The 26487-nt window shown below is 63.9% G+C and carries 25 protein-coding genes; 8 read left to right on the top strand and 17 right to left on the bottom strand.

Features of this window, described 5'->3' with window-relative positions; genetic code table 11:
- Positions 1-56: 56 nt before the first annotated feature.
- A complete protein-coding gene (locus HB675_RS24875) occupies positions 57-863 on the bottom strand; it encodes a sulfite exporter TauE/SafE family protein (RefSeq protein WP_213881819.1) in 807 nt (268 codons plus the stop codon).
- Between the two features lie 122 nt (positions 864-985).
- Here HB675_RS24875 and HB675_RS24870 point away from each other — a divergent pair, with 122 nt between their 5' ends.
- Positions 986-1750 carry a helix-turn-helix transcriptional regulator gene (locus tag HB675_RS24870; protein ID WP_213881818.1) on the top strand — a complete coding sequence of 255 codons (765 nt, stop codon included), beginning with the start codon at positions 986-988 and terminating at the stop codon, positions 1748-1750.
- Between the two features lie 196 nt (positions 1751-1946).
- Here HB675_RS24870 and HB675_RS24865 read toward each other — a convergent pair whose 3' ends face one another.
- Positions 1947-3683: an FAD-dependent oxidoreductase gene (locus HB675_RS24865; protein WP_256737673.1), complete on the bottom strand. Its 1737-nt coding sequence runs from the start codon at positions 3681-3683 to the stop codon at positions 1947-1949.
- Positions 3684-3817: 134 nt separating this feature from the next.
- Here HB675_RS24865 and HB675_RS24860 point away from each other — a divergent pair, with 134 nt between their 5' ends.
- Positions 3818-4636 (top strand): sugar phosphate isomerase/epimerase, encoded by an 819-nt coding sequence (locus HB675_RS24860; protein WP_213881816.1) that lies wholly within the window; start codon positions 3818-3820, stop codon positions 4634-4636.
- Positions 4637-4645: 9 nt separating this feature from the next.
- Here the strand turns inward: HB675_RS24860 and HB675_RS24855 are convergent, their stop codons facing one another.
- Both HB675_RS24855 and HB675_RS24850 read right to left on the bottom strand, forming a co-directional pair.
- The gene (locus HB675_RS24855) at positions 4646-5695 is read right to left on the bottom strand and encodes a Gfo/Idh/MocA family oxidoreductase (RefSeq protein ID WP_213881815.1); all 1050 of its coding nucleotides are present in this window, start codon (positions 5693-5695) and stop codon (positions 4646-4648) included.
- Between the two features lie 180 nt (positions 5696-5875).
- On the bottom strand, positions 5876-6625 hold the full coding sequence (locus HB675_RS24850; RefSeq protein ID WP_213881814.1) for a 3-oxoacyl-ACP reductase family protein: 750 nt from the start codon (positions 6623-6625) through the stop codon (positions 5876-5878).
- A 153-nt stretch (positions 6626-6778) separates the two neighbouring features.
- Here HB675_RS24850 and HB675_RS24845 point away from each other — a divergent pair, with 153 nt between their 5' ends.
- Entirely contained in the window at positions 6779-7714 is a 936-nt protein-coding gene (locus tag HB675_RS24845) for a LysR family transcriptional regulator (protein WP_213881813.1), read from the top strand.
- Between the two features lie 80 nt (positions 7715-7794).
- Positions 7795-8304 (top strand): prolyl-tRNA synthetase associated domain-containing protein, encoded by a 510-nt coding sequence (locus tag HB675_RS24840; RefSeq protein ID WP_213881812.1) that lies wholly within the window; start codon positions 7795-7797, stop codon positions 8302-8304.
- A gap of 49 nt (positions 8305-8353) precedes the next feature.
- Here the strand turns inward: HB675_RS24840 and HB675_RS24835 are convergent, their stop codons facing one another.
- The 8 genes from HB675_RS24835 to HB675_RS24800 all read right to left on the bottom strand — a co-directional run bounded on the left by HB675_RS24835 (position 8354) and on the right by HB675_RS24800 (position 17095).
- The gene (locus tag HB675_RS24835; protein WP_213881811.1) at positions 8354-9664 is read right to left on the bottom strand and encodes a hypothetical protein; all 1311 of its coding nucleotides are present in this window, start codon (positions 9662-9664) and stop codon (positions 8354-8356) included.
- 61 nt (positions 9665-9725) lie between these two features.
- The gene (locus HB675_RS24830; protein ID WP_213881810.1) at positions 9726-10922 is read right to left on the bottom strand and encodes an MFS transporter; all 1197 of its coding nucleotides are present in this window, start codon (positions 10920-10922) and stop codon (positions 9726-9728) included.
- 98 nt (positions 10923-11020) lie between these two features.
- Positions 11021-11872, bottom strand: a complete 852-nt coding sequence (locus HB675_RS24825; RefSeq protein WP_213881809.1) for a LysR family transcriptional regulator — start codon at positions 11870-11872, stop codon at positions 11021-11023.
- 80 nt (positions 11873-11952) lie between these two features.
- Complete coding sequence (locus tag HB675_RS24820) at positions 11953-13116, bottom strand: MFS transporter (RefSeq protein ID WP_213881808.1); 1164 nt, start codon at positions 13114-13116, stop codon at positions 11953-11955.
- A gap of 70 nt (positions 13117-13186) precedes the next feature.
- Entirely contained in the window at positions 13187-13792 is a 606-nt protein-coding gene (locus HB675_RS24815; protein WP_213881807.1) for a TetR/AcrR family transcriptional regulator, read from the bottom strand.
- A gap of 104 nt (positions 13793-13896) precedes the next feature.
- The gene (locus HB675_RS24810; protein WP_213881806.1) at positions 13897-15327 is read right to left on the bottom strand and encodes a diguanylate cyclase; all 1431 of its coding nucleotides are present in this window, start codon (positions 15325-15327) and stop codon (positions 13897-13899) included.
- Positions 15328-15402: 75 nt separating this feature from the next.
- Positions 15403-15543, bottom strand: coding sequence for a DUF2256 domain-containing protein (locus HB675_RS24805; protein WP_213881805.1), 141 nt, complete (start codon positions 15541-15543; stop codon positions 15403-15405).
- A gap of 13 nt (positions 15544-15556) precedes the next feature.
- The gene (locus HB675_RS24800; protein ID WP_213881804.1) at positions 15557-17095 is read right to left on the bottom strand and encodes a cryptochrome/photolyase family protein; all 1539 of its coding nucleotides are present in this window, start codon (positions 17093-17095) and stop codon (positions 15557-15559) included.
- A gap of 174 nt (positions 17096-17269) precedes the next feature.
- On the opposite strand from HB675_RS24800, the gene HB675_RS24795 reads away from it, so the two are divergent.
- Both HB675_RS24795 and HB675_RS24790 read left to right on the top strand, forming a co-directional pair.
- The gene (locus HB675_RS24795) at positions 17270-17668 is read left to right on the top strand and encodes a RidA family protein (protein ID WP_213881803.1); all 399 of its coding nucleotides are present in this window, start codon (positions 17270-17272) and stop codon (positions 17666-17668) included.
- Positions 17669-17694: 26 nt separating this feature from the next.
- Positions 17695-18450 carry an SDR family oxidoreductase gene (locus HB675_RS24790; protein WP_213881802.1) on the top strand — a complete coding sequence of 252 codons (756 nt, stop codon included), beginning with the start codon at positions 17695-17697 and terminating at the stop codon, positions 18448-18450.
- A 7-nt stretch (positions 18451-18457) separates the two neighbouring features.
- On the opposite strand, the gene HB675_RS24785 is transcribed toward HB675_RS24790, so the two are convergent.
- Both HB675_RS24785 and HB675_RS24780 read right to left on the bottom strand, forming a co-directional pair.
- Positions 18458-19783 (bottom strand): APC family permease, encoded by a 1326-nt coding sequence (locus HB675_RS24785; protein WP_213881801.1) that lies wholly within the window; start codon positions 19781-19783, stop codon positions 18458-18460.
- Between the two features lie 104 nt (positions 19784-19887).
- Positions 19888-20712, bottom strand: a complete 825-nt coding sequence (locus HB675_RS24780) for a carbon-nitrogen hydrolase family protein (protein ID WP_213881800.1) — start codon at positions 20710-20712, stop codon at positions 19888-19890.
- Positions 20713-20826: 114 nt separating this feature from the next.
- On the opposite strand from HB675_RS24780, the gene HB675_RS24775 reads away from it, so the two are divergent.
- Positions 20827-21639, top strand: coding sequence for a helix-turn-helix transcriptional regulator (locus tag HB675_RS24775; RefSeq protein ID WP_213881799.1), 813 nt, complete (start codon positions 20827-20829; stop codon positions 21637-21639).
- A 20-nt stretch (positions 21640-21659) separates the two neighbouring features.
- On the opposite strand, the gene HB675_RS24770 is transcribed toward HB675_RS24775, so the two are convergent.
- The 3 genes from HB675_RS24770 to HB675_RS24760 form a co-directional block, all read right to left on the bottom strand.
- Entirely contained in the window at positions 21660-22739 is a 1080-nt protein-coding gene (locus HB675_RS24770; RefSeq protein WP_213881798.1) for a nucleoside hydrolase, read from the bottom strand.
- A 40-nt stretch (positions 22740-22779) separates the two neighbouring features.
- Positions 22780-23538: a transporter substrate-binding domain-containing protein gene (locus HB675_RS24765; RefSeq protein WP_213881797.1), complete on the bottom strand. Its 759-nt coding sequence runs from the start codon at positions 23536-23538 to the stop codon at positions 22780-22782.
- Positions 23539-23743: 205 nt separating this feature from the next.
- Entirely contained in the window at positions 23744-25402 is a 1659-nt protein-coding gene (locus HB675_RS24760; protein WP_213881796.1) for a GMC family oxidoreductase N-terminal domain-containing protein, read from the bottom strand.
- Positions 25403-25789: 387 nt separating this feature from the next.
- Between HB675_RS24760 and HB675_RS24755 the strand changes: the two genes are divergently transcribed.
- Complete coding sequence (locus tag HB675_RS24755; protein WP_213881795.1) at positions 25790-26272, top strand: GFA family protein; 483 nt, start codon at positions 25790-25792, stop codon at positions 26270-26272.
- Positions 26273-26487: the final 215 nt, after the last annotated feature.

Raw genomic sequence — 26487 nt, 5'->3', positions numbered from 1 at the left:
GGCCGGTATTGACGCCGCAGCAGCGGGCCGAGTGGGTGGCGCTGGTGGGCTGAGACCTAGCGGGTGGCCAGTGCCAGCAAGACCAGCATGAGCAAGCCGATGTATACCCGTGCATGAAGCGTGTCTGAAATCTTCCCGGCAAGCGGCAGTGCCAGGCGCACGCCGACCCAGGCACCCAGGGTCAACAAGCCGAACGCTGGCAGGTAGATGAACCCGAGAAATCCTTGGCTCAGGCCCGTCGAATCGAGGTGGCCCGTGAGCGCATACATCAGCGAGCCGATCAGCGCCACGGGCAGGCTCAGCGGGTTCGCCAAGGCCGAAGACTGGGCCATGCTCAACCCTGCCCGGCGCAGCAGGGGGACCGTCATGACGCTGCCGCCCACCCCCAGCAGGGTGGCCACGGTGCCGATGGCGACGCCTTTGAGCGGTGATCCGCGCAGGGTTGTTCGGGGCTGGCCGGCTGGCTGTAGAAAGCCCTTGCGCAACAGGCAGTCGGCAATCGTGAGCCCTAGATAAACCATGAAGGCGATGCGGATGCCCTCGCTGCTCATCGCCTGCGCCAGGAGTGCCCCGAGCATCGCGCCCAGGGCAATGTAGCCGGCCAACGGCCAGAAATACCCAGCCACCCATCTGCCGGCCCGGTACTGTTTGCCACTGGCCAGCGACGCACTGATCAGCATCACGGCGGTGGAGGTGGCCACGGCTATCTGCATCGTCGCGTCATGGCCGGCGTTGCCTTGAACAGGGTTGCCGATCATCAGGTGATAGACCAGAGGCACCACGACAAAGCCGCCGCCAAAACCGAACAAGACCGTGGTCATCCCGCTCAGGCAGCCAAACGCTGCCAACATCCAGAGGCTCATACCGTATCATCCACCGCTCATTGTTGATCGAGCAGGCATCTTAATGACGTGCCCCCTGAGCGGCCTTGGCGTTCGCGCCAACTGTGTTTTCGTTTCGGCCAACGCCTCCTGGGTGAGCCACGATGCGCAACGCTAGCATCGCAACGCTGGACGCCACGCCCCGCGCCATGGTCGCCATTGCTACCGAGTACGATCACGGCCATCGCCTGGCGACTCACACCCACCGCCGCGCGCAATTGCTCTATGGCGCCACCGGCGTGATGCAGGTCACCACCGCGCTCGGCACTTGGGTGGTGCCGCCGCAACGCGCCGTCTGGATACCCGAGGGCGTGCCCCATGAGGTGCTGTTTCTCGGCGTCACTACCCACAGTCTGTACATCGAGCCTGACGACAGCCTGCAGATGGAAGGGCGATGCCGGGTGATCGAGGTCAGCCCGCTGATGCGTCATCTTCTTCAGGAGGCGGTGAGTCTGCCTTTGGAGTACGACCAGCAAGGTCGCGACGGCACGTTGGTCCAACTGCTGTTGCATGAAATTCAGCGGGCCCATGAACTGCCCCTGCACATTCCGATGCCGTCCCACGAGCGTTTGCTTGCCAGTTGTAAAAACTTCCTGGCGGCGCCGGACATCAACCGCACCGCCCGGCAGTGGGCGGACTCGCTGTTCATCAGCGAGCGCAGTTTCAATCGTCTGTTTCGGGAACAGACTGGCCTGAGTTTCGGCCAGTGGCGACAACGGGCCTGTGTGGTGCTGGCCCTGTCCCGGCTGGCGGGTGGGCAGCGTGTGACGCGCATTGCGCTGGACATGGGCTATGCCAGCCCGGCGGCGTTTGCGACGATGTTTCGACGGGTATTGGGGAAAGCGCCTTCGGCGTATTTCGGCGGTTGACGGGTGGAGCGTGGGCGAAGCGCCTTGGGCACGACGGCGTCACCGCGCAACATCAAACCGACCGCGTCGCGATGCAGGCAACGCGGTGTGGCGGTCATGCGCGGTGATGCCATCGCAGGCCAGCCTTGCTCCCACCGGGTGCAAGGCCAGCCCAGGCGCTTGCAGGCAACCCTGGATCTCCCGCCCTGATCATGCGCTACGGTGCCGGCGCCTCGTACTCGACCACCCCCGCCGCATGTCGCGCGGCCACGTAGCCAAAGGTCAGCGCCGGCCCCAGGTTGATCCCGCCTGACGGATAGAATCCGCCCATGACGCTGGCCATGTCGGTGCCTACGGCATACAGCCCGCCGATAGGGTGGCCGCTGGAGTCCAGCACCTGCGCGTGGCCGTTGGTCTTCAAACCGGCGAAGGTGCCGAAGCTGCCCGGGCGGACTTTCACCGCGTAGAACGGCCCGGTCTCGATGGGCGCGACGCAGGGATTGCCCCGGGTGATCAGCGGGTCGCCCATCTTGCGGTTGTAGGCGGTGCTGCCACGGCCAAATTCCGGGTCTTCGCCGTTGCGGGCGTGGCGGTTGAAGTTGTCCACGGTCTGCATCAGGTTGACGACATTGATGTCACAGGCGGCCGCCAGCGCCTGCAGGGTGTTGCCGGTTTTCAGGTAGCCGCTGCGGATGGCCGGGCCCACCGGCAGGGGAAAGGGCCGCGACATGCCCAGGCCGAAGCGGCGCTGGAAGCGGTGGTCGCAGATCAGCCAGGAGGCCACCTCCTCACCCTCGGGGGCGGCGGCGACCATGGCGGCGGTGTAGTCGTAGTAGCCGTCCGCTTCGTTGCAAAAGCGCTTGCCCGTAGACAGTACGCCGATGACGCCGGGCTTGCCGCGCTCGATGATGTGAGGGAAATGCCCGCTGCTGCCGTCGGCGTAGACCACCTGCGACACCGGTGCCCAGGCGGCGGGGGAGGCGACGTCGGTGTCCAGCACGCCACCGGCCGATTCGCCCAGGCGGATGCCATCGCCGGAGCAGGATGTGGGCGGCAAGGCCAGATGCTCTTCGCCAGTGGGCGTGCGCGGGAACAGCTGCTTGCGCCGTGCAAGGTCGTTGGGAAAGCCACCGGCGGCGAGCACCACGCCCTTGCTGGCGCGAATCTCGGTGAGGCCTTGGGGCGAGTCGACCCGGGCACCGATCACCCGGCCGTCGGCCTGCAATAGCTCCCGGGCCGGCGCCGATTCGATCAGCAGTACGCCCAGGTCTTCGGCCGACTTGGCCAGCCGTCCGGTCAGCGCCACGCCATTGACCAGGTGCATGGCACGGCCGTGCACGGCCAGGTCGCGCAAATGCAAAAGAAAGCGCTTGCTGACATGCAGGAAGGACTTGATCGAGCGCGTCATGCTCAGAAACGCACCCAGGTCGGCGCCGGCCATGATCGGCATGCCGAAGAATGAGGTCTCCTTCATGGTCTTGCGCATGCGTTTGATCAGGCGTCCCATTGCCCGGCCGTCGTAGGGCGCGGCGATGACCTGATGGCCCTGGGTCGCGGCGCCGGGCACCTTGTCGTGCATGTCGGGGATGGCGTTGCCGTCCGCCCATTGCAGCGCCGTGTGGTTCTCGAAGAAGGCGACCATGTGCGGGCCGTTGTCGAGGAAAGCGTCGACCCGTTCGGCGTTGTAGCGCTCGCCCAGCTGGTGCTTGAGGTACTGGCGCGGTTGTTGCGGGTCTTCATGGATGCCGGCCCGTTGCGCCAGAGGATTGCCCGGCACCCAGGCCCAGCCGCCGGACCAGGCGGTGGCGCCGCCGAAGGTCGGGTCTTTTTCCACCACTACCACGCGCAAGCCATGGAAGGCGGCGGTCACGGCCGCAGACAAGCCGGAGGCACCGGAACCGATCACCAGAAGGTCGCAGTCGATGACGCGGTTTCGTTGCTGAGCAATAGACAAGTCTTTTACCTGCGGGGTAGTGGGCATGGAGGTCGAAAAACATTCATTTTGGCAGTGGTTGCGAAAATATGGAACTTGGTTCTAAATAACGCAACCGTTTTTCACGCCGTCATTACTCCTCCAGCGAGCCCACCATGAGCGAACAGATCTTTTCCCTGGCAGCCCTGACCGTCCTCGAACTGTCGCCACCGGCCATGGTGGAAGCGGCCGCGCGAGCGGGTTACAGCCACGTCGGCCTGCGCCTGGAGCCGGCCACGGCCGAGGAGTATCACTTCCCGCTGATGGCCGACCTCGACCTGCGCCGCCAGACCCACAAGGCCTTGAGCGACACGGGGATCAAGGTGCTGGACATCGAGATCCTGCGCCTCAAGCCCCATACCCGTGTGCAGGATTTCAAGGCGTTTCTGGAAGTGGGCGCCGATTTCGGTGCTACTGAACTGCTGATCGCCGGCAATGACCCGGACGAAGCCAGGGTCACTGAAAATTTCGCCGAACTGTGCGACCTGGCCAAACCTTTTGGCATCTATCCCCACCTTGAGTTCATGCCCTGGACCGACTCGCCGAACCTCAGTCACGCCCTGCGCGTGGTGGGAAACGCTGGGCGCAGCAACGGTTGCGTGCTGGTGGATGCCTTTCACCTCAATCGTTCGCGTTCATCCCTGGACGAGCTGGCCGCTGCGGTCAAATCCAACCCGCAACGCTTTCGCTACGCGCAACTGTGTGACGTGGTCGGTCCGGTGCCCGACGACATGAGCGAGATCCTGCGCCAGGCGCGCAACGAGCGGCGTTTTCCTGGTGACGGCGACTGCGACCTGACCGGTCTGCTGCGCGCCTTGCCCCGGCAGATTCCTATCAGCCTCGAAGCGCCGACCCGTGAACAGCCGCCGCTGGATGGCTGCCAGCGTGCGCAGGTCGGTTTGCAGAAAATGCGCGCGGTGCTCGGTCAGGCATGACCCGCTCGCTCACGGCGCGGTGCTGACGACCTCGCCGGTGCGCGCCGCCTGGGCAATGGCTTCGACAATCAGCAGGTTACGCAGGCCGTCGCGCACACTCACCAGCGGCTGCGCCTGTCCACGGATCAGCGCGCAGAAATGCTCCAGTTGTACCTCCAACGGATCGCGCCGCTGCACGTCGGCAACGCTGCGGGCCATGGGCGTGAACCAGGAGCGGTCCTCGGCCCGCTCATGGATTTTCAGGCGCAGGGTGGGCACCGACAGCGAGCCTTTCTTGCCGCTGATCACATAGCAATCTTCGTCATCGTAGCTGGCGTAGTCGGGATTTTCCCGGGAAGTCTGCTCCCAGCTGCGGGCGCTGGCGGCGCTGTCCGACAGCAGAAAACTGCCCAGGGCACCGCTCTCGAAACGCAGACCGATACTCACCGTATCCTCCACCGCAAAGCCCCGCGCGGCACTGGACTGCATGGCCTGCACGGCGACGATCTCGCCGCACAGCGAGCGCAGGTTGCCGATCTCGTGGATCAGGTTGATCAGGATCGGGCCGCCACCCGCTTCCCGGCGCCACGGGGCGGCGTCGAAGTAGTCTGCCGGCTTGTAGAACAGCGCGCTGCCTTGCACGGCCACCAGGTCCCCCAGCAAGCCATCGCTGATGATCTGCCGGGCGCGGGCGAGAATCGGGCTGTGGGCGCGGTGATGGCCCACCAGCACCCGAGCCTTGTGTTGCTCGGCCACCTCGCACAGGCGCAGGCCCTCGGCGACGCTGTGGGCCACCGGTTTTTCCACCAGCACGGCGACGCCGGCCTCGATGCAGGCAATCGCCTGTGGCACATGCAACGGGTTGGGTGTGGCGAGGATCACGCCGTCGGGTTTGTGGTGGGTGAACAGTGCTTCGAGGGTCGCGTACTGCACCACCCCCAGGCGGGCCAGATAGTCGGGAGGGGCGGGAATCGGATCGACCACGGCGATCAGCTTGCAGAGGTCGCTGGCCTGCACCCGCTCGACATGATGGCGGCCGATGGCGCCGATACCGGCAATGGCGATGCTGACTGTGGACATGCAGGGCTCCTCGTTCTGTGGCCCTTCCCCGGAGGGTCGAGGCGATTTTATTCTAGTTATTTAGAACTTGGTTCCATTTATAAATCAAGTGTGATTTTTGGGCGGCTGGCGCGGGTTCTCGGCACAGAGGCAGGCGGTACGAAGAGGGGCAAGCCCGACGAGTGTCGGGCTTGCGTCGAATCAGGCGCCGAAGCCACCGTCGATGGTCAAGCTGGCTCCGGTGATATAGCCGGCCTTGGGGCTGGCGACAAAGGCCACCAGGTCGGCGATTTCTTCGGCCGTGCCATAACGGTCCAGGGCCATCAGGCCGAGCATGCCGGGGGCCATTTCGCCGTCGGCCGGGTTCATGTCGGTGTCCACCGGGCCTGGCTGGATATTGTTGACCGTGATACCGCGCGGGCCGAGGTCGCGGGCCATGCCTTTGACCAGGCCCACCAGCGCCGATTTGCTCATGGCGTAGGTGGCGCCGCCGGCGAAGGGCATGCGGTCGGCGTTGGTGCTGCTGATGTTGATGATGCGCCCGCCGTTGCCCATGTGCTTGAGGGCGGCCTGGCTGGCCACGAACACACTGCGCACATTGATCGCCAGGGTGCGGTCGAAATCCGCCAGGGCCAGTTCTTCCACCGAACCCAGGGCCAGCACGCCGGCATTGTTGACCAGAATGTCGACCGTGCCAAAGGTTTCGGCGGCATGGGCGACGGCCCGTTGTACGGCATCGGCGTCGACGCTGTCAGCCTGGATGGCCAGCGCCTTGCCGCCGGCGGCAATGATTTCGTTCTGCAGGGCTTCGGCCTTGCTGGCCGAGCTGACATAGGTGAAGGCCACGCTGGCGCCGTCGGCGGCCAGGCGCTTGACGATAGCGGCGCCGATGCCGCGTGAACCGCCTTGGACCAAGGCGACTTTGCCGGTGAGCGGGAGGGAAGTGGACATGATCTTTCTCCTGAAGGGGCAGGGCGGATCGCCCTGGGGTGATGGGAGTATCGGCTGTGGATTACCTCTCGAATAGACCCCGATAGGCAGTGTCTGTATAAACTCCTAGTTTATAATGAGCGGTGTCAAATCAATCGGAGTCGAGGGGCAGGCATGGAAACCTTTGGCAGTATAGAGAGCTTTATCCGCAGCGCCGAAGCGGGCAGCTTCGCCGAAGCGGCGCGGCGATTGAGCCTGACCCCTGCTGCCGTCGGCAAGAACGTTGCCGGTCTTGAAGCCCGCCTTGGGGTGCGCTTGTTCCTGCGCAGCACCCGACGCCTGACGTTGACCGAAGCCGGCCAGCGTTTTCTCGACGAAGTGGCCGGCAGCTTCGGCGTGATCCAGAACGCCGTGGCCAACCTGGCCAGCGCCGAGGGGCAACCAGCAGGCACCCTCAAGGTGAGCATGGGCCTGATGTTCGGGCGCTTGTACATCGTGCCGCTGCTGGGGGGCTTTCTCGGTCGGTACCCGGACATTGTCGCCGACTGGCATTTCGACAATCGTCAGGTGGACCTGATCGGGCAGGGCTTCGACGCGGCCATCGGCGGTGGCTTCGAGTTGCCGCCGGGAGTGGTGGCGCGACGGTTGGCGCCGGCCCATCGAGTGCTGGTGGCCGCGCCCGGGTACCTGAGTGGCCGGCCGGCGGTGCAGCATCCTGATGACCTGCGCACCGCCGAAGGTATCTTGATCCGTTCGCCACAGACCGGGCGGATCCGTCACTGGCCCCTCAGCCACAGCATCCTGGAACAATGCCCGCTGCGCCTGAAGACGCGCATGACCTTGAGCGATTCCGAAGCCGCCTGTGCGGCGGCGGAGCAGGGGCTGGGGATTGCCCTGGTCAGCCTGCCCTTCGCCTTGCCCTGGTTCGAGCGCCAAAGCCTGGTGCGGGTGTTGCCGGAATGGTACGTGGACGACGGCGATATCTCGCTGTACTACGCCGAGCACAAGCTGCTGCCGGGCAAGACCCGGGCATTTGTGGATTATGTGATCGAGCGGTTTCGGGAACAGGGGTTGATGCAGCGGTTCAGTGCGGTCCAGGGGCGGTCATGAAACCTCGGCCCACTCCCTCGACACCGCCCCACTCTAGGGTGTGAAATCCCCCTGACCCCTTTGCGCCAAGGAACCCCTTCATGCCCCACCACACCCCCGAGACCCTGCTCGAACAGCTGGACCAATGGCAAATCCCCTACGCTCAGACCCACCACGCCGCAGTCTTCACCTGCGCCGAAGCCGACCTGATCGACCTCGGCCTGCCGGGCCTGTCTGCCAAGAACCTGCTGGTCTGCGAAAGCGGCGGCACGCGTCCGACGCTCGTGCTGCTGCGTCCCGAACAACGCCTGGACCTCAAGGGCCTGTCCAGCCTCCTGGGCACCCGGCGCCTGCGCTTTGCCAGCCCCGACACCCTGTACGAACGCCTCGGCGTGACCCCCGGCGCGGTGTCGCTGCTGAGCCTGTGCAACGACCGCGAACGGCAGGTCCAGGTGGTCATCGACCAGCAACTGTGGGACGCCGAACACCTGCTGTGCCACCCGTTGGTGAACACCCGGACGGTGTCCCTTACTCAGGCTGGCGTGCGGGGGTTCTTGCAGGCGGCGGGGTATGAGGTGCGAGTGTTGGCGATGGACCTGGCCAGCGTCTGACAGGGGCCAGCAAGGGAGCGGAAAGACAACGGGAATGTAACAGGATGAATCAGGGTACCGACGCCTGCTGTTCCTTGAGCGCCCGGGCCTTGCCGAAAAAGTGATTGAAGCATTTGCCGAAATCGAATCGATCCTGGCTCAGGCACACCTGGTTGGTGGGCTGGAGGCGACTGCTCAACTGATCATCGCGCAGGGATTTGCTGGCGATGGTTGCGATCAGGCTGATGACGTTGGTGTTGAACACATCGTTGTGGTCCTTGATGAAGGTGGCGGGCACGCGAAACACCGCCATGGGCTCGTCCACGGTGCAGGGCAACTGCACCGGTCTGTCACTCGTGGCAGGCGGCGCACAATAGGAGCTGTGCTGCCAGGTGCCCAGGCCACTGGCCGAGGGCTGCGCGAGATCGGTCAGGCGGTCGGTCCAGAACGGCGCGTAATTGCCCACCGTGGTGTTGTCCAGTTGCGATTCATCCAGCACGTAGTCCCGATGGCCGTAGCGCCGGTGCAGGCCGACCTGGCTCCAGATCAGGTTGGTGCCGATGTCTTGGCCCAGGCGAAAGGGGGTGGTGGTGGCCATGTCCCCTTCCGAGCTGACGACATACAGCAGCCCCGGGATTTTCACGCCGGTGAGGCCCAGTTTCAGGCTGTTTTCCTTGAGGGCCAGGCCCTTGTCGGCTTCGATGGCCGGGTTGAGCAGGATCACGCCGTTGCCGAAGGATTTCACCTCCTGGCCGTATTGGGCCGACACCATGCGGTCCAGCAGCACGTTGTTGAGCGCCGACAACACCAGCGCGCCGCCAAAGCTGTGGCCGACGGTGAGCATGAGGTTTTTCGTGTCGCTGCGGTCGATGTGTTCCAGGTTCAGCAATAATTGGGTAACGCCGGCCCGGCCCACCTGTTCGGCGGTGGCCTTGCGGTCCCAGTAGGTCAGGGCTTCGCTTTGCAGGCCGTGCAGGGTCAGGCCGCGCCAGCCGACATAAACCCCCACCAGCTTGCGTGGGCCGAGGATATCGAGCTGAGCGATGGTTGCCAGCGCCTCGTTGAAGCTCTGGACGTTGGCATCGTCTTCGGCGGCGTTGTGGCGCCAGCCGTGGACGAAGACGATGATCGCCACACCATCGCTGTTGGCGTAGGTCTTGATCTGCGCCAGCAGGGCGTTGGTGCGCTCGGGATAGAAGTCGTTGCCACGCTCGGTGTATTCGACAAACCCGAGGTCGTAGCGTGGGTGCGTCTCGTAGAAGCCGACGCCGCAACCGCCTTTCTGCTCGGCCGGACAGCTGCGTTTGTCCAGGCTGCGAAACGGCGCGTTGGGGGTGCAGCCCGCGACCATCAGGAGGACGACGACCAAAAGTGTCTTCATGGCGAACGCCTCCAGGTGCGAGATCAGGCCATGGAGGGTATAGCCGAGGTCGCGGCGTAGTTCAAACCGTCGCCGGGGCCAAGGCCGAGCGGCGGGTGCGCAACAGCAGCAGGGCGGCAATGGCCAGGCTGGCAATGGCGATGGCCAACGCCGCGATGCCCCGGTTCAGGCCCCAGCCGTCGATCAGGTAACCGGTGATCACCGGAATGGCGCCGGCGGGGATGTACCCGCCCATGTTGAACACGGCGTTGGCCTGGGCGCGATGGTGTGCCGGTACCTGATCGGCGATCAGGGTCAGCCCGCCCAGTTGCCCCAGTCCCTGGCCGGCGCCTGCCAGCAACGCGGCCGCGATCAGCCAGGGCGCCGATTGGGCTTGCAGGGCCGCCCACACGGTGCCCATCGCCAGCAGCGTGGCCAGGCCGCTGACCCAGAACACGCGCCGGCTGCCCAGGCGCCTGGCGGCAAACTGCACCGCCACGGCAACGATGAACATCGCGAAGGCCATGGCGCCGCTGATCAATGGGCTGTTCACCCCGAGAAAGGTGGCGATCAGCTTCGGCCCCAAGGACAGGACAAAGGAAGTCGAGGTGATACCGGGGCCGAAAAAGGCCACGCCCAGGAGAACGATTCCCAGGTGTTCCCGTGCAACACGGGGCAGCCTTGGCGTGAAGCGTCCGTTGCCCAGCTTGTGGCTTTTCTGCTTGAGCAGCGCGAGCAGCGCCAGGCACAACACGCCGATTTCGATGTGGAAGACCGGTGGGATCGGCGTCGCCGAACAATGCGCGACGATCCCGGCCAGCAACGGCCCTGTGCCCGCCCCCGCGACCATGGCCACGGAGGCCATCAACGAGGCAAAGTGCTTTCGCGCCGGCGGCGCATGCTCCACCACATTGGCCATGCCGCCGGAGACCACCAGGCCCACCGAGATGCCGCTCAGCAGCCGGGCGAGCATCAGCATCGGCACGCTGGTGGCCACATCGAAGAGCACGGCGGCAATGATGGCCAGGCCCACACAGGGCAGCAGCAAGGCCTTGCGTCCGTAGTGATCGGACAGCTGCCCGGCCACGGTCAGGGTCAGCAGCAGGCCGAGGATGTAGCAGGCGAAGATCACCGTCAGCACCCCGGAGGTGAAACCCAGGGATTGCTGCCAAACGCCGTACAGGGGGGTCGCGGCGTTGGACAGCATGAAAATCGCGGTCACGATCCAGGCGCTGCGGTACACCGCCAGGGTGCCTTGTTCGGGAGAATGGGTGCTCATGGTCAGGTCTCTTGGGCGTCAATCAGGTTGCCGCTCACGGTAGGGAAATGTTCGGGTCGCGCCCATTGGCCATCGGTGAACACGGCATGTGAAAGAATTCACAAGCCCTCTTTGACGCTCTCCATGAGGAAGTCGAGCACCACGCGGATTTTCAGGGAATCGCGCAGGTCCTCGTGGAACGCCAACCAGACTTCCAGTTGCAGGGGTGACGGTACCAACTCCATGCGCACCAGCCCGTATTCCTGGCCGAGAAAGTCCGGCAGGTAAACGATCCCGGCCTGGCCCGCTGCCGCCAAGGCTTGCAGACGCAGGTCATTGCTCGTGACGGCGAGGGGTCGCCCGGCCAGATGCTGCAACAGCCACTGCTGCTGCGGCGAGTCCTCCTGGCTCTGGTCGTAGCCGATGAAGGCGTAGGCGTCGGGCTCGCACTGCTCAAGATAATCCGGATGCGCATACGCAAAGAAGTGCAGGTCGCCCAGGCGCCTGGCAACCACGCTGAGTTCCTGCGGGCGGCTGAATGCGATGGCGATGTCGGTTTCCTTGCGAGCCAGGGACGCCATGGATTTGGCCCCCACCAGGCGCAAGCGCAGGCGCGGGTGCCGCTGGCGCAAGGCCCCCAGGCGCCGAGCCAGCAGGGCACCGAGGTAGGCGGGCGGCGCCGAGACAATCACTTCGCCTTCCACCCGGCTGTCTTCGCCGGCGACGAAGCGCTCCAGCGCAAACGAGGCGGCTTCCATCTGCGCAGCGTATTCGCTGACCCGCAGGCCATCGGCGGTCAGCTGATAGACCCGGCCGCGACGGTCCACCAGTTTGAGGTTCAAGTCAGCTTCCAGCGCGGTGATGCGCCGCGCCACCGTGGCGTGCTCCACGCCCAGAACACGGGCAGCGGCGGCCAGCGAGCCCTCGCGTGCGAAGGCGCAAAAGAAACGCAGGCTATCCCAATCGAGCATGTCGGAACGTCTAGTGGTGGAGGGGGGCCAGCTTACACGATGCCTGCACTGAATCTATCACGCCCCAGTGCTGTGACAGGTCAGCCCGCCACCGGCGCCGATTGAGTCGAGGCGTGACGCCCGGACATCAGCACCAGGCCCAGCGCCATCAACGCCAGCACCCCGCCCACTGGCGCAATCGAGGCATAGCCCAGGCCTAGGCTCAGGGCGGCACCGCCAGCGGCGGCCCCCAGTGCGTTGCCCAGGTTGAACGCGCCGATGTTCACCGAGGAGGCCAGGGCCGGGGCATCGTGGGCTTCCTGCATGACTCGGGTCTGTACCGGTGCCGAAACGCCGAAGGTGGCGGCGCCCCACAGCAGCAGAGCAATGGTCGCCCCCGTCCCGGTAGTGGCCACCAGCGGAAAGACAAAGCTGACCACGGCCAGCATGCCGAGGAAGCCGATCAAGGTACCCTTGAGCGAGCGATCCGCCAGACGGCCGCTGATCGCGTTGCCCAGGGTGAAGCCGACGCCGATGGTCACCAGCATCGCGGTGACGAAGCCTGCCGAGGCCTGGGTCAGGTGCTGCAAGACCGAGGCGATGTAGGTGTACAGGGTGAACATCGACCCGGCGCTGAATGCGGTGGTCAACAAGGCATTGACCACCGCCGGCTGGGTCAGCACCCGCAGTTCGTTGCCTACATGGGGGCGCGGGTGGGTGTCACCGCGAGGCAGGCTGAAAAACAGCGCCAGCCCCGCTACCAGGCCCAACACGGAGATAGCGGCAAATGCCATCCGCCAGCCGATGGCATGTCCCAGCCAGGTGGCAGCGGGTACCCCGCCGATGTTCGCCACGGTCAGGCCCATGAACATGATCGATACCGCCGAGGCGCGTTTGTCCTTGGGCACCAGGCTGGCCGCGACAATCGCCCCCAGGCCAAAAAACGCGCCATGGGAAAGGCTGGTGACCAACCGCGCCGCCAGCAAGGTGTAATACCCCGGTGCCACGGCGGACATCAGGTTGCCCAAGGTAAACAGCGCCATCAACCCCACCAGCGCCGAGCGCCGACGCGAGGAACTGAGCAGCAAGGTGATCAGCGGTGCGCCTATCATCACGCCCACGGCGTAGGCGCTGATCAGCATGCCGGTGGCGGGAATCGAGGCGTCGACGCCCTGGGCAATGGAGGGCAGCAGCCCCATGGGGGCAAATTCGGTTACACCGATGGCAAAGGCACCCAGCGACAGCGCGAGCAGTTGAGATTTCATCAGGGTCACCTGGAACAGAGTCAGCGATGCCCCGAGAGTACTGAGCGGTAACCCTATTAGCAAGTAGCTTTTAGCTGTCGGTACGCCGCCAATGCCCGTCGCAGAGCAGTAGCGCGCAGGCATGGGCGGTCTCGGTGCGTTGCTCGGCGTCCATCGGATCGCGCGCCATCTGGTCGATCATGCCGACGAAACACTTGCCGATCAGGGTCGAGGAGATGTCCGAACGGAACAGGCCGATGGCTTGTTCCTTGGCAATATTGCGGCCGATCCAGGAGGCCAGCCCGGCCTTGGTCTGGGTGCAGCCCGGCGGCTGAAAGAAGCCGATCTGGGTAAGGTCGTTGTCTTCGGCGAGGAAATCGAAAAAGCGCAGGAAACTGCGGGCGACGCTTTTGAGCAGGTCCGGCTGGCTCATGGAAGTTTCGATGAGCAGGGTGCCGGTCAGGTCTTCGAGGCGTTTGCGAAACTCGCCGACCAGTTCTTCGTAGGCGGCTTCCTTGCTTTCGAAATAGGCGTAGAAGGTCGGCTGGCTGAGCCCGCTGGCCTGCACGATGTCACTGACCTTGGTGTTGTGAAAACCTCGCTGAGCGAATTCGGCTGCGGCGACCGCGCGTAAGCGCAGGTGCGTCTTTTCGCCTTTGGTCAGCAGCTGACCGGACGCTTTTTCTTGGTTTGACATGACAATACCTCTGCAGCGCTGCGTGGCGATGACCACGGCTGTTGACACACCGAGTTGAGATGAAGGCGGGACATGGTGCCTGCAGGCCAGTCTGCAGGCAAATATTACTCGGCAGTAGAGGCCGTCACGGCTCGCCGGTCCATGCCTGGTGTGTACAGCTGCCAGTTGTTGCGTCCCATTGCCTTGGCCACGTACAGGGCGATGTCGGACAACCGCAGCAGGTCAGTCGGCGAGGTGGCATCGGTGGGCGCTGCGGCCACGCCGATACTGACCCCCACGCCCAAGTGCTTGCCGGCGAGTGCCATGGGCCTGGCCACGCTGCGGCACAACGCTGTGCACAGCATCTGGATGTCCAGGTTGGCGCCGCTGACCACCAGCACGAACTCATCACCGCCCAGGCGTGCCACCAGGTCCGGTTCTCCCACCAGAGCGATCAGGCGGGTGGCGACTTCGCACAGCACAGCGTCGCCGATGGCATGGCCATGGACATCGTTGATGGGTTTGAAGAAGTCCAGGTCGAGGCTGATCAGGTACAACGGGGCATCGGCCGAAAGGCCGAGGCTCAAGGCTTGCTCCAGGTGTTGTTGCAGATAAGTGCGGTTGGCCAGACCCGTGAGCGGGTCATGCCGGGCCAGGTATTCGATGTGTTGCCGCGTGCGGTCGAACATCAATGCCGAACGCACAGCCGAGCGATAGAAATAGCGGGCGATGGCGCCGAAACTCAACATCACCAGCGCCAGAATCGGCAGTGCCGTGCGCAGCAACACGTCACCGGGGCCTTCGCCCTTCCAGCGCAATTGCAAGGTGCCGCCAGCGGCTCCCTGGCTGGAAAAGTAGCTATGGTCCGGCCCGGGCTGGCTGGTCATGAGCGCCTGAAGTTGTTCCAGCGCGTAGTTGTCCTGCCAGCGGAGCAGATGTGCCTGATCGATCACATCGACGAAGACCAGCAGTGACAGTTGCTCATTGGCCCTGTCGGCAGCGCCCACGGCCGGTTTGAGCACGGCGGCGTAGACCACGGCGGGTAGCCCGTCGACGGTATAGAAGCCATGACTGACGCGATCGGTATCATTGTCGGCCAGCCGGCGGGCGGCGCGGAACAGGGGCAACAGGTTACCGGTCACGTACTGATCGATCGCCACCTGGCGCCAGACTCCGCTGATCAAGGCGTAGCGGGTCAGGCCGTCGCTGGCGACGATGAAGGCGGCCTTGATGGGATAGGTCTGAAACAGCGTGGCGCCAAGGTTGTCGCGGGTGTAGGCCCAGTCCAGATCAATCGTGGCCCCGCCCAGGTGCAGGTAGGCATCATTCCAGAAGGCGTAATCGCGCAAAGCGCGTCCGATCAACTCTTGCTCGGCGCTCAAGGCCTTTTGCGCGTCGCTGATGCTGTGTTCCAGAAAGCGCTGATTCTCGCTGCTGGCGATGTACATGAGCGCGCCGATCGCGGCAATGAACAGCAATACCATGAGCGTGGCAAGGCCCAGCATCGAACGGCGAGCTGCCTGAAGGTGAGAACGTGGCTTGAGCAGGGCGACCATGGGATTCAGCCGTTGGATTATGAAGGCTGTATCGGCTTGGCCAGGGCAATCTGGACGGTACGCGACCGGCGGTTGTCAGCGCGCCGCCGGCTTGTGGCGACGGCAACGTTCGGAGCAGTAGCGCACCTGGTCCCAGCTGCGTGCCCACTTCTTGCGCCAGCTGAAGGGCAGGCCGCAGACCGCGCAGGTCTTGACCGCCAGCTCGGCTTTTTTCATATCGGCGCCCCTTTCATAACGGCTCGTTGGCATCCAGCCGAGCCAACAGTGTCTGCCCGCGCTCCCACAAGGCCTGCTGTTTGGGCTCGGGCATGCGCGCCAGGTTCTTGTAGACCATCGCCAGCCGCTGATTGCGGCCCAGGGTGTTGCGGTGGCGCATGAGGAAATGCCAATACAGCGCGTTGAACGGGCAGGCGTCCTCGGTGGTGCTTTCGCTGACCTTGTAGGCACAGTCGCGGCAGTAATCGGACATGCGCTTGATGTACTGGCCGCTGGCGCAATAGGGTTTGGACCCCAGGTAGCCGCCATCGGCGTGCATGACCATGCCCAGCGTATTAGGCAGTTCGACCCAGTCGAAGGCGTCCATGTAGATGGCCAGGTACCACTCGCAGATGTCTCTCGGGACAATGCCGGCCAGCAGGGCGAAATTGCCGGTCACCATGAGCCGCTGAATGTGATGGGCATAGGCGTGTTTCAGGCTCTGGCCGATGGCCTGGCGCATGCAGTTCATGCGGGTGTCGCCGGTCCAGTAGAATTCGGGCAGGGCCCGTGTGTTGCCGAACAGGTTACCCTGGGCGTAGTCGGGCATCTTCAGCCAGTACACCCCGCGCACGTACTCGCGCCAGCCGATAAGTTGGCGGATGAAGCCCTCGGCGGCGTTCAGCGGCACGGTGCCCGACCAGTAGGCCGCTTCCACATCGCTGCACAGTTGGCGCAGGTCCAGCAGGCCGATGTTCAGCGCGGCGCTGATACGGGCGTGGAACAGGTACGGCTCGTCACTGGCCATGGCGTCCTGATAGTCGCCGAAAGCCGCCAGGCCGTAGTCCAGAAACGCGGCCCATAGTTGCTGGGCATCCCCATGGGTGACGGGGTAGTCGAAGGTTGTCAGGGCGCCGTAGTGATCGGTGAAGCGCTCGGCCACCAGTGCCAGCACCCGCTGGGTGATGGCGTCGTTGGCAAAGTGCAGCGGGTAGGACGCAGTGATCTTCTTGGGCAGCGGCTTGCGGTTGTCCGCGTCGAAGTTCCAGCTGCCGCCCACCGGCGTGCCGTCACCGTTGAGCAACAGGCCGCTCTTGCGGCGCATCTCGCGGTAGAAAAACTCCATGCGCAGCTGCTTCTTGTCGGCCGCCCAACGCTGGAAGCCTTCGCGGCTGCACAGGAAACGCGTGTCGGCATGCCACTGAATCGGCACGCCGCTGTCTTTCAGCGACTGTTCCAGCCGCCAGTCACCGCACTCGGTCAGGTGCACTTCGCCGGGACCGAGCAAGGCCTGCCAACGTAGCAGTTCGCCGGGGACGCTGGCGCTGTTATCCGCGTCATCCAGCTCGACGTAGTGCACCTCGACGCCGCGCTGGCGCAAGGCCTCGGCAAAGTGGCGCATGGCGCTGAAGATCAGCGCGATCTTCTGCGGATGATGCGGTACATGGCGGGCTTCTTCCATGACCTCCACCAGCAGGACCCGGTCGCGGCTGGGGTCCAGGCCCTCTAGCGAAGCCAGGTCAAAGGACAACTGATCACCGAGGACCAGGCACAGCCGCCGAACATCGGCCATCGAGCAGGCCTCCTGTTTAATCACTAAAACTTGTACTGATGGTAAGGTTTTGTATAAGTTTTTCCCAGTGCTTTGATTTTCATCTTGCGGTCGAGGGCCAGACGGCCACTTCAGCGGGCGGTTCAGGTAAGGTTGGCCTTGCCCTTGAAACCGCCACTGGAGAGATTCCGGCCCATGTCAGATCGTCAAGTCATCATCCCTGCATCAATGAACAAGACCCCCGAGGAAATCAGCTACGCACCGGCGGTCAAGGTCGGCAATATGCTGTTCTGCGCCGGTCAGATCGGCCGTACGGTGGACCGCGTGATTCTCGAAGACCCGGAGCAGCAGTTCGTCGCCGCCTGGGAAAACCTGCGGGACGTGCTGCAAGCCGGTGGCTGCACTTTCGAGGACGTGGTGGACATGACCACCTATCATGTCGATCTGGCGACCCACATGGACCTGTTCCTGGAGGTCAAGAACCGTATTTTCCCCCGTGGCCTTAGCACCTGGACCTGTATCGGCGTGCACTCGCTGGCATACCCGGCCTTGTTGGTGGAGATCAAATGCACGGCGGTACAGCGCTCACGCTGAGTCGCCCCCCATTGAAGGACGCTTTGATGAACCGTGATATCCCTCTGATTCTGATCACCGGCGGCAGTCGTGGCGTCGGCGCGGCCACCGCCCGTCTGGCCGCCGAGCAAGGTTATGACGTGGCCATCAGCTTCGTCTCGGACGAGGCGGCCGCCCTGGCGGTGGTGGCCGACGTGCGGGCACGGGGGCGCCAAGGCCTGGCGGTGCGCGCCGACAGTGCCGACCCTCAGCAGGTGCTGCATTTGTTCGCCGAAATCGACCGGGCCTTCGGGCGCATCGACGTGCTGGTGAACAACGCCGGCGTGTTGGCATTGCAATCACGTCTGGAGGACCTTGAGTTCGAGCGGATGCAGCGCATCTTCGCCGTCAACGCCATCGGCCCGATCCTCTGCGCCCAGCAGGCTATCAAGCGCATGTCGACGCGTCACAACGGGCGCGGCGGCTCGATCGTCAATATCTCTTCGGCGTCGGCCCGGCTCGGCAGCCCCGGCGAGTACATTGACTACGCCGCCTCCAAGGGCGCGCTGGAAACCTTTACCACGGGCCTGGCCAAGGAAGTGGCTCGCGAAGGCATCCGCGTCAACGGCCTGCGCCCCGGGCACATCTACACCGAGATGCACGCCAGTGGCGGCGAGCCGGGGCGGGTGGACCGGGTCAGAGAATCCATTCCCATGGGCCGCGGTGGCCAGCCCGAGGAAGTGGCGCGAGGAATCCTCTGGCTGGCGGGTCCCGAAGCGTCATTCGTGACGGGGACTTTTCTGGATGTGACAGGCGGCAAATAAGCCCCCCTCACACCGCCTCTTGAAAATCCATCTCCGGCGGCTGGCGGCGAAAGCCTCCGGTCAACCACGCCAGGTACACGCAACCCACCGCCAGCCAGCCGACCCCGAGCATGATCGCCAGGTGATCGAGACTGATCATCAGCCAGAGGTCTGCGACCAATCCGATCAACGGGAACAGGAGAAACAATACCCACGCGCGCACGCCGCGTTTTTCGCCGCCGATCCAGTAGTGGAAGATCACCGACAGGTTGACCAGGCTGAAGGCCAGAAAGGCGCCGAAGTTGATGAACGAGGTGGAGGTAGTCACGTCGAGCTTGAGCGCGAGCAAGGCCACCACCGCGCACAGCACGATGCTGTTGATCGGTGTGCCAAAGCGGTCGCTCAGGGTACCGAAGAAGCTTTTCGGCAGCACGCCGTCTCGTCCCATGGCGTACAGCAGGCGAGAACCGCTGGCCTGGGCCGACAGCCCCGAGGCAAACTGGCCGACGATCAGGCCCACCAGGAACAGGCTGACAAACAGGTCGCCACCGATGTTGCGGGCGATTTCATAGGCCGCCGAATCGACGCTGTCAAATTGCGACGAAGGGTGCGCCAACTGCACGAAGTAGGATACGCCCACGAAGATCAAACCACCGATCAAGGTGATCAGCATGATCGCTCGTGGAATGGTGCGGCGGGGGTCACGGGTTTCTTCGGTCAGGGTGCTGACCGCATCGAAGCCCAGGAACGAATAGCAGGCAATGGCCGCACCGCTCATGATCATCGGCATCTGCATCTTGCCGTCGAAAAATGGCGCCAGAGTCCACAGCGGTTTGCTGGCGTCACCGCCGATGTAATGAATACACAGCACCACGAACGCCACCAGCACCAGCGCCTGGACCACCATCAGCAAGGCGTTGACGGTGTTGGCCAGTTTCAGCCCGACCACGTTGATCAGCGTGGTGATGACGATAAAAGCCAGCACCCACACCGGTTGTGGTATCGACGGGAATGCCGTGCCCAGGTAGGCGGCGCCGATCAGCCAGATGGCCATGGGCAGGAACAGGTAGTCGAGCAGCACTGCCCAGCCGGCGAGGAAGCCCAGCTTCGGGCTGATGGCCTTGCGCACATAGCTGTAGGCGGAGCCAGCCACGGGAAAGGCCGCCGCCATGCGCCCGTAGCTCAGCGCCGTGAAAAACATCGCCACCAGCGCGGCCAGGTACGCCGCCGGCACCATGCCGTTGGTGCTCTGAGCGAGAATGCCGAAGGTACCCAGCACGATGATGGGGGTCATGTAGGCGATGCCAAACAGCACCACCGAGCCCAATGAAAGGGTGCGTTGCAAGCGAGCCATGAGCAAATACTCCGAATTTATAGGTGTTATGGCAGAGAAAAGTTCGGCAGTGAAAGCGCGTTTCTTATAGAGGGACAGCCCGTCTCTGGGGACGGATCGGTCGATTACGGGTGGTTCGGGATCAGCAGCTCGCGGCGGCCATCGGCGTGTTCCAGCACGTCTCCCGGCAGACGCAGGCGCTGGTCATCCAGGTAGCGATAGTCACGGCGCGCGGCAGCCAGTTGTGTCAGGTCCAGCTCGACACTGAAGCAGCGTTCTTCGCGGCCGGCCTCTTCGAGCAGGCTGCCGAAAGGGTCGACCAGGGCGCTGCCGCCGGCGAATACCAGGTCGCCATCGCCGCTGCCGACGCGATTGACCATCAGGGCGAATGCCTGATTTTCCTGGGCGCGGGCCATGATCGCGGTGCGGTGGGTGGGGCCATAAGGGTCCATGTTGCCGTTGGTGACGATGATCAGGTCGGCACCCAGCTGCGCCAGGGCGCGGGCCGATTCAGGGAATTCGATGTCGTAGCAGATCAACAGGCCGACCCGCAGGCCTTGCCACTCACAGGTAACGTAGCGATCACCGGCGCTGAACACGCCACGGTCCGAGGCCCACAGATGGGTCTTGCGGTAGCGCAGGGCGATGCCTTCAGGGGTGATCAACAGGGTGGTGTTGAAGTATTGGCCGGCGTCCACCTCGGCAAAGCCGATGACCACGGACACTTGATGGCTGCGCGCGGCGTCCATCACCGCCTGCACAGTCGGCCCGTCAAGGGGTTCGGCCACGCCGGCGACGGTATCGCTGGAGGGAAAACCCATCAGGTGGGTCTCCGGAAACACGATCAGCGTGGTGCCGTGGGCGCGCCTGGCAATGACCTGCAACGCCCGTTGCAGGTTATGGGCGGTGCCGTTGTCGAGGCCTTCCAGCTGCGCGAGTTCAACCTTCATGGGGTGTCCTTATGAGTAAAATCACTGGCCTGAGGATCGGCTCTGCGGGCAGTATGCGCAGGCATAGTTGTAACTGGGTATTACGCAGCTGTAGTAACCCTATCGGAGTAGTGGATGACGGACGCACTGCAAGCCATTGCCTGGCACCGCTCGGTGGGCCAGTTGATCGAATCCCTGGACAAACCCAACTTCTGGGCGCAGCTGCTGCGCCTGGTGAACCAGTACGTGGACTTCGATAGCTGGGTGGTGTTGCAATTCAGCACGCGGCAGCGGCCCGTGGTGTTTGCCGAATCTCCGGGGGAGGATGGCAGCCTCGATCAGCTGTTTCAGGATTACCTCAAAGGGATCTACCTCCTTGATCCGTTCTACATTGCCAGCCGCGAGCAGTCGCAGTCCGGGCTGTACCCGTTGCGCGACGTCGCCCCCGAGCACTTCGAGCTGACCGAGTACTACCAGCGTTACTTCCGCTTGAACGTGGTGGCCGATGAAATTCAGTTCAACTGCCAAATCGACGCCGATCGCACCCTGTGCCTATCCTTGGGCTCGACCCGGCCCTTTGGCCCGGAGCAGGTGGCGCTGTTGTCGTTGATCGAGCCCTGGGTGGTGGCGCTGCTGCGCCAACGCTTGCCCCATGAGCGTGCCGAAACGATGCATGACGATGATCGGGTGCCTGCGGCCGCCGCATCGAGCGACTGGCGCAGCCAGCTGGAAGCCTCGGTGCAGCAGAACCGCGGCGCCCAGTTGACCGGGCGCGAGCTGGACGTGGGGCGCTTGATGCTCAGTGGCTGCTCCAGCAAGGAAATCGCCCGCAAGCTGGACATCTCCGCCGAGACCGTGCGGGTGCACAAGCGGCACATGTACAGCAAGCTGGGGATCCGCTCGCAGTCGGAGCTGTTTTCGATCTTTTTGCAGGCGCAGGGTGGCTGAGCCCCTCGCCATAGAGCGTGCTATGGCCGCTTGACCGGCACCGGCAAGCTCACCAGCCCCACATACTCGTCCCAGAACTTTTTCTGATTCACGCCAAACACCAGCGTGGCTTTCTGCGTGCCCACGGGAGGGTTCTTCTTGTAGGCCAGCGCACGGCCGTAGTCCGGGCCGAACTGAGTGTCGACATCGACCCACTCCTGACGCGATTCGGTGACGATCCCCGGGTCGACCAGAAACAGCGCCGGCAGGCTGTCCCAGGTGAAACTGTGATAGCCCGGATCCTTGTCGAACAGGGGCTGGAACTGATGCTTGTAGAGGTCGGCAATGGCCCCGGGGTGGGCAATCACGCGCTTGTACACCGAGGCATCGAAGGTGACCTTTTCACACACGTCGTTGGGAAAGATCACGTGCTCGATGGGCGAGCGCAGGACGATCTTCGCCGCTTCCGGATCGAACCAGAAGTTGAACTCGGCCGCCGGCGTGGTATTGCCTGGAATTTCCATCGCACCGCCCATGTACACGATGCGCTTGATCAGCGGCACGATGTCCGGCGCCATGCGAATCGCCGTGGCCAGGTTGGTCAGGGGGCCGGTGGCCAGCAGCGTCACTTCATGGGGGTTGGCCCGCACGCTGTCGACGATGAACTGCGCGGCGGGTTCCTTGCGCAGCGGGGTATGGCTGGCCAGCCCGTCAGGCGGCGCCTTGAGTTGATTGGCCGAGGTGGGCCGCGGTGCCTGGAACGCCCCGGCATAGCCTGAGCCGAACAGCGCCTTTTCCTGAGGGTAGGTGGTGACGTTGTGAAGCAGCGGATAGGCCGCGCCGGAGTAGACGCCGATGTCCTTTTCCACGCCCATGCGCTCCACGGCCTTGAGCGCCTCGACCTGCTCCTGATCCACCCACTCGTTGCCACTGACCAGGGTCATGCCCAGCAGCTCGATACGTTTCTGGGCGTGCAACTGGGCCAGCATGATGAAGGCCTGGCCATCGTCGTCGAGGACGTTGAAATCGGTGTCGAAGATGACCTTTTCAGCGGCGCTTGCCGACGCGGCGGCCAGCACCAATGCACTGAACAGCGCGCATTTTTTCCAGACGTTGTGCATGGAACCTTCCTTGTTTGCGGGGATGCGTTTCGTACAGAGCCTAGGGGCTGAGCACAGGGTCATATTGATGCTGGATGCGTGCCAACTGGCCCGACTGGCGCAGTTGTTCCAGGGCACGGGACCAGGCCGCGACCACCTTGTCATCGGAGTCGCGGCTGAAAGCGATGTACAGGGAGGAGCGGTAAAGCTCGACCGGTATCCGGCGCAAGGTGCCGGGAGGCACTTGCAGTTGGCGACTGTAATAGGCCACGCCCGTGGCGGTGTCGCCGACGATGATGTCGGTACGCCGGGCCAAAAGCATCCGGTACAGCTGCAGGTTGCTGCTGGCGCTCTTGTCCAGGTTGGTGAAGCCCTGTGCCTGCAAGACCTGAGGGATCAGGCCGTCCTGGCGGGTGGTGATCTGCGCGGCCTGACGCAGCTGCTCCAGGGTGTTGACCGAGGGCTGGCCGTGGCCGAGTTGATAGGGGTAGATGGACTCTTCCACGATCGGCCCGACCCACTTGTACAAGGGTTCGCGCTGTGGCGTGCGGAACATGGAGTACATGATGGTCTTGGGACGCGTGTCGAGGGCACGGGTGGTGCGCATGCTGGGCATGAGCAGCATGTCGAAATGATCGCCGGTCAACGCCATGATCGCGCGGACGATGTCGGTGGTGATGCCGGTGAGCTGGTGGTTTTCCTCGTAGTTGTACGGGGCCCATTCTTCGGTGACGACCTGGTATTGCTCGGCTGCGGCTGGGCCGCAGAGCAGTCCAAGCCATAGACAGAGAAAGGCTGAGGTCAGGGTCGAAGGTCTCAAATGGTCCGCCTGATGTGCGAGGGCAACACCAGTATAGACACAGGATGGCGCGCGATGGCGTCATCACGCCACTGTGCTCAAAGCGCCGCACACACCGACTTCACCACGGTGTCATTGCTGATCGCCTCGGCCCCTTGCTCGCAGCCAGACCCCCCAGGAACTGACGGGCTGCGCGGGTGAGCAGGGACAGAGCAGGGTGAATCCCTCATGTAGAAACTCCCGTACGGGCAGGGGTGGATCTGAGATCTTCGGTCGTCAAGCCGTAAGCGCTGCGCAGAATCTGGCCAGCCCGTTCGCCGATGATGACGGTGGGCGCCATGGTGTTGCCGGTGGTGATCTGCGGCATGATCGAGGCGTCGGCGATGCGCAGCCCGTCGATGCCATAGACCTTGAGGTGGGCGTCGACCACCGACTGTTCATCGCGGCCCATGGGCGCCGTGCAGCTTTCATGGAAGTAGGTGCCGGCGGCGTTGCGGATGAAGTTCTCCATGTCGGCGCCGCGCAGGTTGCCGGGCATCACTTCACGTTTGCGAAAGGGGGCCAGGCCCGCCGAATTGCCGATGTCGCGGCACATTTCAACGCAGCGCAGCATGGCGCGCATGTCGCTGTCGGTGCTGAGGAAGTTGGCGTCGATCAACGGTGCATCGGCCGGGTTGGCGCTGGCCAGGCGCACCTGGCCGCGGCTGTCGGGGCGGGCCAGGCCGGGGGCGAGGGTCCAGGCCGAGGCGGTGCTCACCGGCAGGTCGTACTGGGTGGCGGTGACCTCGCTGGCGAACGGGCACTCTTCGAGCACCGGCATCAGGTCAGGGGTCTTGAGTGACGCATCGCTCTTGGCGTAGAAGATGAATTCGGCGGCGTTGTTGCGCGGCGGCTCCGGAACGATGTATTCCCAGACGCAACCGGCCAGCAGGATGTGGTCCTGAAAGTTCTTGCCCACCCCTGGCAGGTGCTGGACCACGGGAATGCCGTGGCGCTGCAGTTCGGCTTCGTCGCCGATCCCCGAGAGCATCAGCACCTTGGGCGTGTTCATCGCGCCCAGGGAGAGAATCACCTCGCTGCCGGCACGCACCTGGTAGCGCTGGCCGCGGCGGGTGAAGGCGACGCCGACAGCACGTTTGCCTTCGAGGATCAGCCTGTCGACTTCGGCGCACAGCAACACGTCCAGGTTGGGCCGGCCCAGATAGGGGTGCAGGTAGGTGGCGGCCATGGACACCCGCTGGTTGCCGTCCTGCACCAGCACGCTGGGCAGGCCGCAGCCGCCATTGCCTTCCATGGCGGCGCCGTTGATGTCCTCTACATAGGGAATACCCAGGGCGCTGGCGGCTTCGATCAGGGCCGGGACCAAGGGGACGGGGTTGTCCGGTTGCAGGATGTTCAGCAGCCCGCCGGTGCCACGCCGCAGCGGGTCGGCAGGGCCGTGCCAGTCTTCGATCTGGCGGTAGATGGCCAGTACCGATTCGTAGTTCCAGGCCGCGTCGCCGCTGACGTCGGCCCACAGGTCGAAGTCGTGCTTGTGGCCCCGCGCCCAGATCGAGCCGTTGATGCTGGAACCGCCGCCCAGCACCTTGCCCATGGGCAGCGGCGGGGTCCGGCCATTAAGGCTGGCTGAGGGCTGGGCCTTGTAGCACCAGTCCCGCGAGGTGCCGATGTTCCACATCCACTGGGTCGAGTCCAGTACCTGGGGGACCCGGTCGCTGCCCCCGGCTTCGAGCAGCAACACCGTGACGTCGGGGTCTTCGGCCAGGCGCCGGGCCACCACGCAGCCGGCCGCGCCACCGCCGCAGACAATGAAGTCGTACTGCGGACGGATCGATTCACTGAGGATTTCGCGATCAGGCTTCAAGTGTTCAAGAGAGCTGTACATGCATGACTCCAGAAAGGTCAGGTTGATTTCCGACAGCGTTGGCTCGGGGGTGCAGGGCAACCCGGTCACCGAACCGGTGCAAGGGCCTGTCGAGTCACTCCAGCGCAGGGCGGAGATAGGGGGTATGGCACCTATCTCTGCACGGGCTGTTCCACTTTTTGCAGGTGGCTTGAAGATTATGGGTATCTGGTTGATTGGTATCGATTAAAAAATAGGGGTGGGGCTGTGAAGCCGGTCTGGATCGGCCTGCCGAGTGCCTTGATTTGGGTCAATGGGTCGCGTTGACTCGGCCAGTCTGGGCTGCGGTGGGCAGGGGCGGGCTTGATTCCCCGGCGGGTTTGCCGGAGGGTGGCGCACCGACAATCGCCTTCATAAAGGATCAGGACGATGCTCAATGGACAGTGCCTCTGCGGGGCCGTGATGTTTTCTCTGGCTCAAGCACCCGCCACCTTCTATCGCTGCCATTGCTCGTTATGCCGCCGACAAACCGGCACGGGCCACAACTGCGCGACGATCGTTGCCCAGGCGCAATTTCAATGGACAGCGGGGCAAAGCGAGATCGGCAGCTGGCAAAAGCCTAGCGGCTACCGCAATGATTTCTGCCGACAGTGTGGTTCGACGGTGCCTAACGCCTTGCGCGGTACGGCGTTTGTCTGGGTACCGCTGGGGCTGCTGGATGATGTGGGGGGCATGACCTGTGTCGGGGATTTCTCCCTGAATGACGCGATGCCCTGGGACACGGTGCGTGGAAGGCATGGCTTCGACAGGCCGGTGCAGTCGCTGGAGGGCTTGTTGGGGCTCATTCTCACGACCCCAGGGAGCGACGCGCGCAATGGGGTGTGCCCCGATCGCGAGGGGGAAAGCATTTGAAAAATTCAGGCCTATCCTGATCAACTTTGGGAATTTTCCTACAGACCGCAGCTTGCCCACCTCCTTACGCTTCGGCTTCCAGTTGATTCGCACGGAAGCCGTACCTTATGTTCACTGCGTCACCGGTCTTTTTCGACCCCACTCGCCACAAGCTCGAGATCGATGAGGTGGCAGCGCCCCTCGATGTCCTCGTATTCGAGGGCCGGCACCACCTG

The sequence above is a fragment of the Pseudomonas sp. dw_358 genome (assembly GCF_018449655.1).
In the GTDB taxonomy this organism is placed as follows: Bacteria; Pseudomonadota; Gammaproteobacteria; order Pseudomonadales; family Pseudomonadaceae; genus Aquipseudomonas.
Note: the sequence above shows the minus strand (reverse complement) of the source record. Positions and strands in the feature narration are given on the sequence as shown.